This window comes from Devosia pacifica, assembly GCF_014652635.1.
Taxonomy (GTDB): domain Bacteria; phylum Pseudomonadota; class Alphaproteobacteria; order Rhizobiales; family Devosiaceae; genus Devosia; species Devosia pacifica.
Map to the genome: position 1 here is coordinate 296203 of NZ_BMZE01000002.1, position 14997 is coordinate 311199.

Below are 14997 nucleotides of genomic sequence, written 5' to 3' on the forward strand. Positions count from 1 at the left end.
CTACTCCGCCACGCCGGCGAGGGCCGCATCGCGCGGCAGATTGACGACAAGCCGGCTGCCATGGGGATCGCGGCGCTCGGCCGTTACCGTGCCGCCGTGAAGATTGACGAACGTACGCACGATGGTCAGCCCAAGCCCGGCACCACGCTGGCGCCCGCCAGCGGTCGGGGCATCGATATGGGCGTGAATGGCCTCACGCATCTCATCGGTCAGCCCCGGACCTTCGTCTTCGATGACGAAGAGCATGCGATCGCCGCGGGTCGAGATTTTCAAGGCAATCTCGCCGCCAGGCGGCGAGAAGCGCGCCGCGTTCGACAGCAGATTGTAAAGGATCTGAACCATGCGCGTTCCATCGGCGACGAAGGGCGGCATATCGTCCTCGATGTCGACGACAAGGTTCACCGGCTTTTCGCCGCCGACTTCGGGGAAGGTTGCCGAAAGCCCGGCCCGCGCCTTTTCAACAAGCGCGCTGATATCCTGCAGTTCCGGCTTCAGTTCAGCAATGCCGGCATCGACATTGGCAAGATCGAGAATGTTGTCGATCAAAACGCCCAGGGTTACCGAGGAGGCACGGATATAATCGGTATAGGAACGCTGACGCTCCGACAGCACCGCACCATCCGCGGCCAGCAGATCGGCGAAGCCAATAATGTTGGTCAGTGGCGAGCGCAGTTCGTAGGACACGTTCTGGATGAAGGCGTCCTTGAGTTGATCGGCGGCAATCAGCGCGTCATTGCGTTCCTTGAGGACGCGGCTGTAATTGGCGCTTTCGGTTACATCGAGGAAGGTCATCATGGTCTGCCCGTCGGGCAGCCTGGTGATGGCGTAATCGAGCAGCCGGCCGTCGGCCCGATTGATGCGGCCGGTGGTGTCGGTGCGGGTCGGATTGAGATCGATAATGCCGCGCTTGAGGTCGCGCCAGATCGGCTGACCATCCTCGGGCATCACGCGTCCGCAGGCCTCAGCGATCTGGTCGATATGCGGGTTCTGTCCGAGTTCGGAAATTGGCAGCTTCCACAGGGACATCAGCCGCGGGTTGCTGAGGGTGAGCCGCCCATTGGTGCCGAACACCGCCACCGCTTCCGACAGCGCGTTGAGCGATTCACGCTGAACGCTCGACAGCGCCCTGTTGGTCGATTCGAGTTCGAGCCGGGCGGTAATGTCCTCGAAAACATAGATGACGCCGCCCTTGGGGCCGGCCGGCGCCGCAATGGCGCGGATGGTGCGACCGTCCGGCAGGTGCCAGGGCTCGTCTTCGCGCGGCGCCTCGAGCTTGTAGGCCGTGAGGTGCTGCGAGCGCCATGCGTGATAATCGGGCACCGGCGGGAGCAGACCATCGGTGCGCAGCTTGTCGAGGATCGCCCGCTCGTCCAGCCCCGGCGTGAGGAAATCGCTCCCCAAGCCCCAGAACTCGGCATAGGCGCTGTTATACTGCACCAGTTCCTTGTCCGGACCGAAGATTGCGATCGGCGTCGCCAGCATATTGATGACGCGCCCCATATGCGCGATGCCGAGCGAGCCGCCGGTTTCGAGGTCGCGATCGAGGGGGACCAGATAGCCGGCAGTGCCGCCATCGAGGACGGTCTCGACCCATTTGTGGCGGCCTTGTGTGGCCAGATCGATCTCGAGCGTTACCGGCTCGCCGCCGTCGATCATGGCGCGGCGGCGCTGCACCTGTTCGCGATCGATGAGTTCTGGCGGGGCGGATTCACTGCCAGACAGCCCCAGCGCCTCGGCTAGACGCAAATATGCGCCGTTGGCAAAGATCAGGCGATCATTGCTGTCACGCAGGAACGCAGGCTTTGAGAGCAGCGACAGCAGATCACAGAATTCGGCGCGCATCGCAGCCGTTGAGCCGATCGCCGCAGGGTTTGGCGCTGCCTGGCCTGGCCGGAACCGTACGGCGGCGCTGCCGCCAAGCACCCAACCGGCGGCGCGCACCAGGCGATGGTCGCGTGTGGTGAGGCTGGTTTCGAACGCATGGCCGTCCGTGCGCAGCCCTTCGACCAGCCGGGCGAGCCGTTCGGCCTCGTCGAAATCGAGCCAGCTCGAGAATTTGAGAACGGCGTCGCTGCGCCGGCCGGCTGGCAGAATGGCGCTGGCCTGCCCAAGGATCTTCGGGGTGCCCTCGACGTTTTCGGGCCACAGGATGGTGACTTCCCGGCTGCCGGACAGCAACGCTTCGTATTCATCGACAAGCGCGCGCAGGCTGGCAATCTGCTCGAGCGCACGTCGGTCTCGCCTGCGGCTCTCCTGCATCACGGTGCGGATGATACCCACTGCGATAACGGCAAAGGCCCCGGCACCGATCGCGATGGCCAGCGGCGCCGCGCTCGACAGGGCACTGGCCTTGAGATCCTGAGCCACGACAACTGAGGGTGCCATAACGCTGAAACAACTCGCCCAAGAGACGAATCCAATACGTTTCCGGAAGCGTTCCGGCGCCATTGTCGGACCTCGCGATGCCATTGATACCGCAGAAATCGGCGGCTATGCCGACCGAACGCATACTCGAGCCGCCCGCCGACCATGCACATGCATAGCGCCGGAGCGCCCGACGGCCCGAACCCCTGACCGTCGAATCACACCAACATACCGGTCGCCGGAATCGCGTAGAAGAGTCTTCTTGCCTGTGCAAACCGGGTAAATCGGCGATTATTCGGGTTGACCAGAGAACGAAACAGCAACCTCGAAACAGAAAAGCCCGCCGGATGGCGGGCTTTCGCAAGTTCTTCGATTTGGCAAGTCTAGTAGCGATACTCGCCGGACTTGAAGGGTCCATCCTGCGGCACGCCGATATAATCGGCCTGGGCCTTGCTCAACTTCGTCAGCGTTGCGCCGAGTTTTGCAAGATGCAGTTCCGCCACCTTTTCGTCGAGATGCTTGGGGAGGACGTGCACCTTCTTTTCCAGCTTCTCGCCGTTGGTCCACAGCTCGATCTGCGCCAGCGTCTGATTGGCGAACGAGGCGCTCATCACAAACGAGGGATGGCCAGTGGCGTTGCCGAGGTTGACCAGGCGGCCTTCACTGAGCAGAAGGATGCGGCGCTCAGGCGCCATCTCGATCATATCGACCTGCGGCTTGATGTTGGTCCACTTGAAGTTGCGCAGCCCCGAGACCTGAATCTCGTTGTCGAAGTGCCCGATATTGCACACGATCGCCATGTCCTTGAGCTGGCGCATGGCATCGACCGTCAAGACGTCCTTGTTGCCGGTGGCGGTGACGACGATATCGGCGCGCGGTGCAGCGTCCTCGAGGGTGACGACCTCGAAGCCGTCCATCGCCGCCTGCAGCGCGCAGATCGGATCGATCTCGGTGACGAGGACGCGAGCGCCGGCGCCGCGCAGCGACTGCGCCGAACCCTTGCCGACATCGCCATAGCCGCACACGATCGCGACCTTGCCGGCCATCATCACATCGGTACCGCGGCGAATGGCGTCGACCAGCGATTCGCGGGTGCCGTACTTGTTGTCGAATTTCGACTTGGTGACGCTGTCATTGACGTTGATGGCCGGGAACGGCAGTTCACCGCGCTGGTGCAGCTGATACAGCCGCATCACGCCGGTGGTGGTTTCCTCGGAGACGCCACGGATTGCTTCGCGGATCTTCGAATAAAAGTTCGGGTTCTTGGCCAAGCGCTTCTTGATGGTTGCGAAGAAAACTTCCTCTTCCTCGTTACCGGGATTGTCGAGGATCGATGGATCAGTCTCCGCCTTGGCGCCATTGAGAATGAGCATGGTGGCATCGCCGCCATCATCGAGGATCATGTTGGGGGTGCCACCATCGCCCCATTCCATCATCCGGTCGGTGAAGGCCCAATATTCCTCGAGCGTCTCGCCCTTGTGCGCGAAGACCGGAATGCCGGCTGCAGCGATTGCCGCGGCAGCATGATCCTGGGTCGAGAAGATGTTGCAGCTTACCCAGCGGACATCGGCGCCTAGCGCCACCAGCGTTTCAATCAGCACTGCCGTCTGGATTGTCATGTGCAGCGAGCCGGCGATGCGCGCGCCCTTGAGCGGCTGGGCCGCCGCATATTCTTCCCGGATCGCCATCAGGCCCGGCATTTCGATCTGGGCGATCTCGATCTCGCGCCGTCCGTATTCGGCCAACGAGATATCGCGGATCGCGTAATCGGTGGTGCTCATGAGGTGCTCCGGTCAATTGAATTTTGCCGGACTTATACGCGCGGGCAGAAGCCCGATCAACTGGGGATATAAAGAAAGGTTTATATCTTGCTAGTTCTGGTCGTCGTCTTCATCGAAGCCGTTCTCGACCAGTTCGACAAGCGCCTCCAGCGCCTCGCGCGCCTGCTTGCCGCTCGATTGCACCAGGATCACTGAGCCGGTACCAGCGCCCAGCATCATCAGGCCCATAATCGAGTTGCCGGCAACGGTCTGGCCATCCTTGACGACACTGATCGTGGCGTCATAGCACTCGGCCATGCGCACGAAACGCGCCGAGGCGCGCGCATGAAGGCCCTTGCGATTGACTATGGTCACTTGTTGGGCGAGTGCCCGTCCCGAATTGGCGGCAGTCTCCATGGCGATCCTTGCCGGACCTATCCGGTCCCCAGAATTGAATTGGCCACGTTGATGTATTTGCGCCCTGCCTCTTGGGCAAGGTCGACAGCCTGCTTGATCGGCATTTCAGAGCGGACGCGCGCCAATTTGACCAGCATCGGCAGATTGACGCCGGCAATCACTTCGACGGGGCGGTTCTGCATCACCGAAATCGCAAGGTTCGAAGGCGTGCCACCGAACATGTCGGTAAGGATGACGACGCCATCACCGGTATCGGCATTGTCGACAGCCGCAAGGATGTCGTCGCGGCGCGACTCCATGTTGTCCTCCGGGCCGATCGCGATCGTTTCGACTTGCTCTTGAGGACCGACGACGTGCTCCAGCGCCGACTTGAACTCGTTCGCGAGCGCTCCGTGCGTTACCAGCACCATACCGATCATGCACAAACCCCACCACACTGCGGACATCGCCCGTCATCGGGGCCGATGCGGCGTAGTATACCTTTACCCCCGGTGGCGTCCACCGAATGCGGGAGAAACACGGGGGGTGCTGTGAAGAACCCGGTTTTTAGAGGAGATCGAGGTCCAGACCCCTAACGGCCTCGTCTACCAGAAGAATCTGGTGCTCGAGCGGGATCAGTCCGGCCCGGGGCACGGGGCAGCGTGCCAGCGCAGCACCGCCGAGATTGGTGCGAAATGACGCAGGCTCCGGCATGCGAATGGTCTCTTCGACGAGATCGACGACAAGATGCAATGGGGCATGAGGGCGAAACGGACGCTCAATAATGCCGCGCCCACGCAGCTCGACGCGACCGGCAATCGAGGCCGGAGTATGCATGATCAGCTGCCGGCCCTCTTGGGTGAGTGCGATACTGTCGTCAGCGACAAGCATCGCATCGTCACCGCGCAGGCTCCATCGCTCAAGCAGCGCCAATGCCAGCAGCGACTTGCCGGCGCCCGAAGGCCCGCGCACCAGAACGCCGGCACCGCCGAGCACGATGCCCGTTGCATGAATTGTCTGAAGCGGGTTCACGCTAATGCCGTGCCCGCGGAAGAATTACGGTGAACAGCGCGCCAGTGCGGTCCTCTCGGTTTTCCGCACTGATCGTGCCCTTGTGCGCCTCGACGATCTGGCGCGATATCGACAGCCCGAGCCCGGAATGGTCGCCGAAATGCTCGGCCTCCGGGCGGTCGGTATAAAAGCGCTGGAAGATCCGGCTTGTGTCGCCCTGAATGCCGGGCCCCTCGTCCATGACTGTCAGAACGATATTTTCTGCATCGCTCGACAGTCCGACCTCCACCGTGCCACCGGCAGGCGAGAAGGACACGGCATTGTCGATCAGATTGGCGATGACCTGAGCGAGACGGCTGTCATGGCCGTTGACGACGGCCGGCACGCGCGGATTGCGCCGCTTGAAGGTCACGGCAACATCGCGTTCGCCGGCAATATCCTTCTGGATCGACACCATTGTATCGGCGAGCTGCGAAATATCGACCTTTTCGGCGCTTTCGCGTGCCAGCTCTGCATCGAGCCGGCTGGCATTGGAAATATCAGAGATCAGCCTGTCGAGGCGGCGCACATCGTGCTGGATAATCGCCGCGAGACGCTCGCGATCCTCTTCGCGCTTGGCACGCGGGAGGGTTTCGACCGCCGAGCGCAGCGAAGTGAGCGGATTCTTGAGTTCGTGCGCAACATCCGCTGCGAACCGCTCGATGGCTTCGATGCGGTTATAGAGCGCGGCGGTCATGCGGCTGAGCGCGCGGCTCAAATGGCCGATCTCGTCGGTGCGGTCCGGCATGTCGGGAATTTCGGCGCGGGCATTGCCAGCGGTCTGGACGCGCTCCGCCGCCTCAGAGAGGCGCCGCATCGGCCCGGCTATGGTGCCGGCAAGCAGCAGCGACAACACGATTTGGACACCTGTTGCGATCAAGGCGATGCGCAGAATGCTCCAGCGTTCCTGGCTGACGACGGCATCGATTTCGCCCGGTTCGGTCGACAACAGCAACGCACCGACAATGGCGCGCAGGCGCTGGATCGGCACTGCCACCGAGACGACAAGCTGGCCCTGATTGTTCACGCGCACGAAATCTGCCGGCGCACCCGACAGCGCCGAGGTCACTTCCGGGTAGCGACGGCCCTCGTCTGCCGGATAGTCCTGGTAGATGGGGAAATTGTCGCCTGGCATCCAGGAGAGAAAATTGTTCCACCAATCAATGAGAAAGAATGGCTCGTCAGCAGGCTCGTTGCCCGAAAGCACACGCAAGACCTCTCCGCGAGCATAAATGTTCTCGGAATCTACGATCAGCAATCCTTCCTGATCGTAGATCCGGGCTCTCGTGCGGGTTGGCGTGATGAGATTGCGCATCAGCGGGGCGACGCGTTCGGGGCTGATCGGAAACTCGAGGCTCGGATCGAAAAAGCTCAGCGGCGAAAAACTATTGCCGCTTTGAAGCTCCAGCAGCCTGTCGGGGTTGATGGAGATCACGTCGCTGTCGACGGTCGCCGAGGCGGCGATGGCGGCGGCGATGATTTCCCCCTGCACGCGCAGCGACTGCACACGCGCATCGATCAGGCCGGCACGCCACTGATTGAGGTAAAGAATACCCACCACCAGCACTGCTAGGCCGGCGAGATTAAGCACAATGATGCGGCGCGTCAGACTCGAGAAAATCGTGAAATCGAGAAACCGCCGGATCGTGCCATTGGCGCGGTGAAAGGGCCGCGCCCACATGCGCCAGCGACGCCGGCCACGCCGTGCAGAACGTGCCGGCTCAAGCGTTGCAGGATCGATCTGCTCGCTCGAGACGGTTTGATCCTGCTTGCTGCCGGCGTCGATGCTGGCCACTTGGCGCTTATTGCTCCTTGAACCGGTAGCCGACGCCGTAGAGCGTCTCGATCATCTCGAAATCGTCGTCGACCGCCTTGAACTTCTTGCGCAGCCGTTTGATGTGGCTGTCAATCGTGCGATCATCGACATAGACCTGATCGTCATAGGCGGCATCCATCAGCGCGTTGCGGGATTTGACGACGCCGGGTCGCAAGGCAAGCGATTGCAGGATCAGGAATTCGGTGACGGTCAGCGTTACCCGCTGGCCTTTCCAGGTGCAGGTGTGGCGTTCTTCATCCATCACCAGATGGCCGCGCTCGATCAGTGCCCGGCTCGGCGTCGCCTCGGATCCGGTGCCGCCGGTGCCAGCCTCACGGGCGGCGGAGCGGCGAAGGATCGCCCGAACTCGCTCGACCAGCAGGCGCTGACTGAACGGCTTGGTGATAAAGTCGTCTGCGCCCATCTTGAGCCCGAACAGCTCATCGATCTCTTCGTCCTTCGATGTGAGGAAGATCACCGGCACATCGGATTTCTGGCGCAGGCGCCGCAGCAGTTCCATGCCGTCCATGCGCGGCATCTTGATATCGAGGATGGCCAGGTCCGGCTTGTCGCTGGTCAGCCCGTCAAGGCCCGACACACCGTCGGTATAGGTGGCCACCTGGTATCCTTCGGCCTCCAGCGTCAGTGACACGGAGGTCAGGATATTGCGGTCGTCGTCCACCAGCGCAATCTTGGGCATTGATCTGCCTTTCTTGGTTCATGGCGCTTCACAGCGTCTGCCGACATGCGTCGACGGCGTGCACCCCGCTTGTGATCACAAATACGCACTAAATGAGGCAGGGCCAAGGGCACACGCATCGGCGCTAGCGCTATTGCTGGGTCGCGGCGTCAGCCAGAACCGCACTCACTCACGAAGACTCACAAGAGCCGAACAACGAAGGCAGCAGGCTGGTTGCACTGGCAAACCGATCCCAATCCTTGAGATCGGCTCGGGTCCAGCCGGTTTCGGCAATGGCCGACAGGCGCGGATAGACCAGCCGATCGAATACAGCCCTTTCGGTCATCGGCTCGCACCAGATGCACCCCTGAACGCCCAGGAGCTTGTCGGTATCGGTTTCATTCCAGCCTTCGAGCGGGTCGAAGCGATAGGTCTTTTCGGGCGAGGACCACCCGGCCCATCCGGCACCGGGTTCCTGCCAGTCAGGCCCGTTGGCCATATCGAGATAATAGGCCTGGCCCGGCGCGACGACGACGCGATAGCCCTCGCGGGCGAGATCGCGCGCTGCCGCGACTGCACGCCAGCCGACCAGATAGCTGTTGGCCTTGTCGATGCCGCCACCGAACGCCGCTTCTTCCCAGGCCCCGGTGATCTTGCCGTGTTCGGTCAGACACTTTTGCACCCGGCGCAAGAAATGCGCCTGCAATTCCGCAGCGCCATCACCGCCGATTTCGGCGAGCAGCGCCTGCGCTTTCGGAGAGCTGTGCCAGGCGTCGTGCGGCACTTCGTCGGCGCCGATGTGGAAATACTGCGAGGGAAACAGATCGATCATCTCGGAAAAGATGGTTTCGATCACATCGTAGCTCGCCTCGACTGCCGGATTGAGGCTGTTATTGGGGAACCACTGTATCGACTTGTAGATGCCGTTTTCACCAGGATCCTTGAGCTGCGGCAAGGCTTCTATGAGGGCATAGGAATGCCCCGGCACGTCGATTTCGGGGATCGTCTCGATGCCGAGCCCATCGGCGAGGGCGACGAGGCTTCGCACCTCGTCCTTGGTGTAATACCCACCATGCGGCTCCGGCCCGGAGCCAAGCAGCGGTGGAATTTCGAGGCCGTGACCGCGCCAGGCGGCCCTCGCCGTCAGTTCCGGGAAGGCATCGATTTCGATGCGCCAGCCTTCGTCTTCGCTGAGGTGCCAATGGAAGCGGTTGAGCTTGCTCCAGGCCATGGTCCGCACGAACTGCGCCACCTCGTCCGGCGCATAGAACCGCCGGGACACATCGAAATGGCAGCCGCGCCAGTCCATCGCCGGAGAATCCACGATCACGCCGCCTGTCGGAAAGCCGTAGCTCTGGCGATGATGGCGGGCGCCACGGGCGATCTGGCCAAGTGTTATGAGGCCATAAAGATGCCCGGTACGGGTGGTTGCGCGAATTTCGACGCTGTCGGGCCCGAACCGCAATTCGTAGGCTTCATGCGCATATCCGGCAGCGGTGCGGCACATTACCGGGTAGCCGCCGGCGTGTTGCCCGCGAACGAGACCTTCGCCCGGGAACAGCTTTGCGGTGAGGTCCTCAAACACGTTGAGCGCGTCGCTGCCGGCCATGTCGGTGGTCGAGACCGCGAACCCATCAGGCGCAGTACGATAGCCGGTGGCGCGCATATCATTGGGCCAGGGCACGATGGAATAAGGCGCAGGGGCCGGCACGGGCACGCCGAACCGGGTGACGCCGGAGCGGTTCGGGACCGACACGATGGAATTGCGTGTCGGGGTGGTGCGCGCCAGGACCGCCTGCCCGTCGCGGATGACCATTGCCGTCACCACCCCGTCGGTCCAGTGCCGGAAGGGGAAGTTGAACTTCGTCAGTGTCACAGACCAGCTTTCGCCGGGCGCCAACTCCAGGCCTTTTGGAGGCGCAATTTCAGCGTAGGTCGATAACAGTTTGACGAAACTGGCGTTTTCGATCTCACAGCCATCAAAAACGCAGGCCGGACCGGACACGCCGAGCCGGAACTGCGACAGCACCGTATCGGAGTGATTGGTGAGGGTGATTGTGTAGAAATTGCCCTCGAGGCTGTCGCTGGGGCTCCACAGACTTTCAACGTGGTAGTCGGGCACGGTGTTCGGCATTCGGGTCTCCCATGATGCCGGCTGGCTTAAACTCTGAGAGGGCGCGTCTCAATCCCGTTTGTTCGGTTTGTCGGCGCCCGGCCGGCACTTCCTAGAGTAGGCGGACCAGCATTGAGGAGTTCACGATGGACAGCACCTACCGGCTCGACCTGCCGATCCTTGCCGCGCAGCAGGCGCAAAAGCACATCACCCACAACGAAGCGCTGCTGCGGCTCGATGCCCTGGTTCAGCCCGTTGTGCGCGATCGCGACCGGACAACCCCGCCGGCGGCCCCGGTGCTCGGCGATGCCCATATCGTCGGCGATAGTGCCAGCGGTGGCTGGGCAGGGCATGATCGCGAAATCGCCATGTGGCAGGCCGGCGCATGGGCGTTTCTCGATCCGGCTGAGGGCTGGCAGGCATATTGCGCTACCAGCCAGCAGTGGCTGGTGTTTCAGGATGGTGACTGGGTGGTGCTGGCCGGCAACGGGCCGGCAGGCGTGCCGCAGATCGGCATCAACGCCGCATCTGACGCGACGAACCGACTGAGTATTGCGGCCGAGGCAAGCCTTTTCAGCCATGATGGCGCCGGACACCAGCTCAAGCTCAACAAGGCCGATGCCAGCGAGACCGCATCGCTGTTGTATCAATCGGACTTTGTCGGCCACGCCGAAATGGGGCTTGCCGGGGATACCGACTGGCAGCTGAAGGTTTCAAGCGATGGCGCGAGCTGGGTCGAGGCTTTGCGGGTTGCGGCGGCAAGCGGCGCTATCACGATCGCCGCGGACCTTGCGCCGGCCAGTGACGATAGCGCTTCGCTTGGACATAGCGGCGCACGCTGGCACGAGATCTGGGCGGCGACCGGCACCATCCAGACCTCTGATAAACGGGCCAAGTGTGATATCGCCGACAGCGAGCTCGGGCTGTCTTTCATTCTTGGGCTGCGCCCGGTCAGCTATCGCATCGTTGCAGATGGACCGCGTCATCACGGACTGATTGCGCAGGAGGTCGGCGCCCTGCTCGAGCGCATGGGCGTCGGTGATTTTGCGGGACACGTGAAGCCCGCCGCCAAGGATGCAAACGGGCATGAAGGGCTGCGCTACGAGAGCTTTATCGCGCCCCTCATCAGTGCCATACAAACCCTCAATACGCGTATCGCCACGCTGGAATCGGAGCGCAAACCCCTCTAGACTATGGGGTGAGGTACGTACATCAATTTGGAGGAGACCACGATGGACGCGAGCCAAACTCTCGGCATCGGCATAATCGGCACCGGCAATATTTCGTCGGCCTACCTGAAAGCGATTCTCGGGCGCGATGGCCTGCCGGGCTTTCCGGTTCTCGACATCAAGGCCCTCGCCGACATGCGCCCGGAAGCAGCTTCGGCCCGTGCCGAGGAATTCGGGCTGGCTTCGAAAAGCGTCGAGGACCTGCTCGCCGACCCCGAGATTTCGCTGGTCATCAATCTGACGATCCCGCGCGCGCATGTCGAAGTCGGCAAGCGGGTGCTGGCAGCGGGCAAGCATGTCTACTCGGAAAAGCCGCTTGGCATCAGTTTCAGCGAAGGCCAGGACCTCTTGAAGACTGCCAATGAGGCGGGTCTTCGGATCGGCTCCGCGCCGGACACCTTTCTCGGTGGTTCGCACCAGCAGGCGCGCGCGGTCGTTGAATCCGGCGCGCTCGGACAGATCGTTGGCGGCACCGCCTACATGATGGCGCCGGGGCACGAGAGCTGGCACCCGGATCCGGCATTCTACTACGACATTGGCGGCGGTCCGATGTTCGATATGGGGCCATACTACCTAACGGATCTGGTCAATCTGCTGGGGCCAGCCACGAAAGTTATGGCAATGAGCTCGATGAGCCGCTCGGAGCGCGTCATCACCAGCGAACCGAAGCGTGGCCAGGTTATGCCGGTAAAGGTCCTCACCCACGTAACCGGATCGCTTGGGTTCGCAAGCGGCGCCATCGTCCAGATCGCAATGAGCTTCGATGTTGCCGGGCACCGGCACAACCCGATCGAGATTTATGGCACCGAAGCTTCGCTGTCTGTGCCGGACCCCAATCATTTCGGCGGCGATGTCGAGGTGAAAAAGATCGGGCGCGAAGAGAGCTGGACGTCGGTTGCCGTCGAAAAGGACTACGCCCAGGGCAATTATCGCTCTCTGGGTGTTGCCGACATGGCGTCGGCGATCATCGAGAACCGGCCACACCGCGCCAATGGCGATCTGGCTCTGCATGTTCTCGAAATCATGGAAGCGTTCGATATCTCGGCGCGCGAAGAGCGCGTCGTATCGCTGACCAGCACTGTCGAGCGGCCAGCGGCGCTCTAGTTCGCAACAAGGAAAAAAAGCCCCGGGCGGTCATCAGCCCGGGGCTTTTTCGTTTGATCAGGCGCGCAATGTGCCGCCAGTGGACTTGGTAACGGCGGCGACGACCGCCTGTGAGACCTGCTCGATCTCCTCGTCGGTCAATGTCTGCTGACGCGGCTGCAGCGTCACTTCGATCGCGACGGACTTTCGCCCTTCGCCGACATGGCTGCCTTCGAACACATCGAACACCGTGGCATTGGTGATCAGCGATTTGTCGGCACCGCGCGCGGCCCGCAGGATCGTTGCGGCCTCAACCGCGCTGTCGACGACAAAGGCAAAGTCACGACGCACCGGCTGCAACGCCGAGGTGTCGAGCGCGCCCTTCGAGCGCGTTGCCTTCTTGCGGGGTTTCGGCAGAGCATCGAGGTCGATCTCGAACGCAGCAATCGGCCCGTCAATGTCCAGCGCCTCAGTCCAGGCGGGATGCAGCTCACCGAACCAGCCGAGAATCAGCTTAGGGCCAAGCTGGACTCGACCGCCGCGGCCGGGATGGCTCCAGGCGGCAGGCTCGGCCACCACTTGCGCCTTGTCGATATCGACACCAAGCGCGTCGAGTGCTGCAGCGAGATCGGCCTTGGCGTCAAACACGCCAACGGGCGTTGCCTTGCGCGACCAATGCCGGCCACCACCATCGACGCTGGCGGTGCCGCAGCGCAGGCCGGATGCATAGGTATGCTGGCCCTCGGGCATATCGGACAGGAACACCTGACCGACTTCGAACAGCGCAACATCGGCAAAGCCGCGATTGGCGTTGCGGCGCGCCGCCGCTATCAGGCCGGGCAGCAACGAGGGCCGCATATCGGTCATGTCCGATGCAATGGCGTTGGCCAGTTGCAGGGTCTCGTCGCCACCGCCAAAACGGACCGCCTCGTCATGCGAGATGAACGACCACGTCACCGCCTCATCGAGACCACGTGCCGCCAGCGCCCGACGGACAATCCGGCGCCGGTTCTGGATCGGGGTGAGCATTTGCGGGGCGACGTGATGGAGGCGCGGTAACGGCGCGACGGGAATCTCGTCAACGCCATAAATGCGCATCACCTCTTCCACCAGATCGGCGCTCTGGGTCACATCGGGCCGCCAGGACGGCACGGTGACGCTGCGACGCTCGCCGCTGCCTTCAACCGTGAACCCGAGGCTCTCGAGGATTTCGGCGATCCGGTCGGCCTCGATTTCGAGCCCGGTGAGGCGCTTGACCTCGGAGAAGGCAAAATCGACGACGGTGCCCGGCGCAGAGACCTCCCCTGCCACTTCGGTGTCATGCGCCGTGCCACCGCACAGATCCTGCACCAGCCGCGTTGCCAGTTCGATGCCCGGCATGACCGATTCCGGATCGACGGTGCGCTCGAAGCGATAGCGCGCATCGGAATTGATGCCGAGCTTGCGTCCTGCGGATGCAATCTCGGTTGGCTCGAACCAGGCGCACTCGATGAAGACATTGGTTGTTTCATCAGTTGCGCCGGTATCCTCGCCGCCCATGATGCCGCCAATGCTCTGTGCGCCAGCGTCGTCGGCAATGACGCAGATCGTCTCGTCGAGTTCATAGCTGCGCCCGTCGAGCGCCAGAAGCGTTTCGCCGGGCTTTGCCATTCGGGCCGTGATGTTGCCGGTCAGCTTGTCGGCATCGAAGACGTGCAGCGGCCGGCCGCGGTCGTACGAGACGAAATTGGTGATATCCACCAAGGCGTTGATCGGGCGCAGCCCGATGGCGCGCAGGCGCTGCTGCAGCCATTCGGGAGACGGGCCGTTCTTGACGCCCGTTACCAGACGGCCGGCGAACATCTTGCACACGGGCGCGCCCGCGAACTCGAGGCTGACGCCGACCTTGCCTTTGCCACCGGTTGCCTCGACCGGCTCGATCGGTTGCGACTTGAGCGTACCAAGCCCTGCGGCGGCGAGATCACGTGCTACGCCGTAAACGGCTGTACAATCGCCGCGGTTCGGGGTGATGGCGATATCGAACACGACACCGTCCATGCCGGCATATTTCGGATACGGCACGCCAATCGGCGCATCGTCGGGCAAATCGAGAATACCGTCGTGATCGTTGCCAAGGCCCAGTTCCATGGCCGAGCACAGCATGCCGTTCGATACCTGGCCGCGGATCACGCCCTTCTGGATGGTGATTTCTTTGCCCGGAATGTGGGTGCCTGGGAATGCGAAGACTGATGTGAGTCCAGCGCGCGCATTCGGGGCGCCACACACCACGTCCAGCAGTTCGCCAGTGCCGGCATCGACCTTGCAGAGCCGCAGCTTGTCGGCATTTGGGTGCTGTTCGGCGGAAACCACCTTGGCGATGACAAACGGTTCGAGTGCCTTGGCCTGATCCTCAACGCCTTCGACCTCGAGCCCGATCATGGTCAGGGTGCGCGCGATCTCATCGGCGGTGGCAGTGGTCTCGAGATGTTCCTTGAGCCAGTCGAGCGTGAACTTCATCGTTGGGCCTT

The 14997-nt window shown here is 62.4% G+C and carries 11 protein-coding genes; 2 read left to right on the forward strand and 9 right to left on the reverse strand.

Annotated elements, in window-relative coordinates; all coding sequences use genetic code 11:
- From IE127_RS08535 to IE127_RS08570, 8 genes are all read right to left on the reverse strand, one after another.
- Window positions 1-2385 carry a sensor histidine kinase gene (locus IE127_RS08535; protein ID WP_189425246.1) on the reverse strand — a complete coding sequence of 795 codons (2385 nt, stop codon included), beginning with the start codon at window positions 2383-2385 and terminating at the stop codon, window positions 1-3.
- Window positions 2386-2747: 362 nt separating this feature from the next.
- On the reverse strand, window positions 2748-4145 hold the full coding sequence (gene ahcY, locus IE127_RS08540) for an adenosylhomocysteinase (RefSeq protein ID WP_189425248.1): 1398 nt from the start codon (window positions 4143-4145) through the stop codon (window positions 2748-2750).
- Window positions 4146-4235: 90 nt separating this feature from the next.
- Window positions 4236-4541: an HPr family phosphocarrier protein gene (locus IE127_RS08545; protein WP_189425250.1), complete on the reverse strand. Its 306-nt coding sequence runs from the start codon at window positions 4539-4541 to the stop codon at window positions 4236-4238.
- 17 nt (window positions 4542-4558) lie between these two features.
- Window positions 4559-4960, reverse strand: coding sequence for a PTS sugar transporter subunit IIA (locus IE127_RS08550; protein ID WP_189425252.1), 402 nt, complete (start codon window positions 4958-4960; stop codon window positions 4559-4561).
- A 127-nt stretch (window positions 4961-5087) separates the two neighbouring features.
- Entirely contained in the window at window positions 5088-5552 is a 465-nt protein-coding gene (locus IE127_RS08555; RefSeq protein ID WP_189425254.1) for an HPr kinase/phosphorylase, read from the reverse strand.
- Window position 5553: 1 nt separating this feature from the next.
- The gene (locus tag IE127_RS08560; protein WP_189426063.1) at window positions 5554-7251 is read right to left on the reverse strand and encodes a sensor histidine kinase; all 1698 of its coding nucleotides are present in this window, start codon (window positions 7249-7251) and stop codon (window positions 5554-5556) included.
- 121 nt (window positions 7252-7372) lie between these two features.
- Window positions 7373-8086, reverse strand: coding sequence for a response regulator transcription factor (locus IE127_RS08565; RefSeq protein WP_189425256.1), 714 nt, complete (start codon window positions 8084-8086; stop codon window positions 7373-7375).
- A 169-nt stretch (window positions 8087-8255) separates the two neighbouring features.
- On the reverse strand, window positions 8256-10199 hold the full coding sequence (locus tag IE127_RS08570; protein ID WP_189425258.1) for a beta-N-acetylhexosaminidase: 1944 nt from the start codon (window positions 10197-10199) through the stop codon (window positions 8256-8258).
- Between the two features lie 125 nt (window positions 10200-10324).
- Between IE127_RS08570 and IE127_RS08575 the strand changes: the two genes are divergently transcribed.
- Window positions 10325-11368 (forward strand): DUF2793 domain-containing protein, encoded by a 1044-nt coding sequence (locus IE127_RS08575; protein ID WP_189425260.1) that lies wholly within the window; start codon window positions 10325-10327, stop codon window positions 11366-11368.
- Window positions 11369-11410: 42 nt separating this feature from the next.
- A complete protein-coding gene (locus IE127_RS08580; RefSeq protein WP_189425261.1) occupies window positions 11411-12511 on the forward strand; it encodes a Gfo/Idh/MocA family protein in 1101 nt (366 codons plus the stop codon).
- A gap of 57 nt (window positions 12512-12568) precedes the next feature.
- Here IE127_RS08580 and pheT read toward each other — a convergent pair whose 3' ends face one another.
- Complete coding sequence (gene pheT, locus IE127_RS08585) at window positions 12569-14986, reverse strand: phenylalanine--tRNA ligase subunit beta (RefSeq protein ID WP_189425263.1); 2418 nt, start codon at window positions 14984-14986, stop codon at window positions 12569-12571.
- Window positions 14987-14997 lie beyond the last annotated feature (11 nt).

Coding starts and splice junctions, on each gene's coding strand:
- IE127_RS08560 (WP_189426063.1), bottom strand. CDS start 7,251: ATGTGGGCGCGGCCCTTTCACCGCGCCAATGGCACGATCCGGCGGTTT.
- IE127_RS08545 (WP_189425250.1), bottom strand. CDS start 4,541: ATGGAGACTGCCGCCAATTCGGGACGGGCACTCGCCCAACAAGTGACC.
- ahcY (WP_189425248.1), bottom strand. CDS start 4,145: ATGAGCACCACCGATTACGCGATCCGCGATATCTCGTTGGCCGAATAC.
- pheT (WP_189425263.1), bottom strand. CDS start 14,986: ATGAAGTTCACGCTCGACTGGCTCAAGGAACATCTCGAGACCACTGCC.
- IE127_RS08550 (WP_189425252.1), bottom strand. CDS start 4,960: ATGATCGGTATGGTGCTGGTAACGCACGGAGCGCTCGCGAACGAGTTC.
- IE127_RS08575 (WP_189425260.1), top strand. CDS start 10,325: ATGGACAGCACCTACCGGCTCGACCTGCCGATCCTTGCCGCGCAGCAG.
- IE127_RS08565 (WP_189425256.1), bottom strand. CDS start 8,086: ATGCCCAAGATTGCGCTGGTGGACGACGACCGCAATATCCTGACCTCC.
- IE127_RS08570 (WP_189425258.1), bottom strand. CDS start 10,199: ATGCCGAACACCGTGCCCGACTACCACGTTGAAAGTCTGTGGAGCCCC.
- IE127_RS08535 (WP_189425246.1), bottom strand. CDS start 2,385: ATGGCACCCTCAGTTGTCGTGGCTCAGGATCTCAAGGCCAGTGCCCTG.
- IE127_RS08580 (WP_189425261.1), top strand. CDS start 11,411: ATGGACGCGAGCCAAACTCTCGGCATCGGCATAATCGGCACCGGCAAT.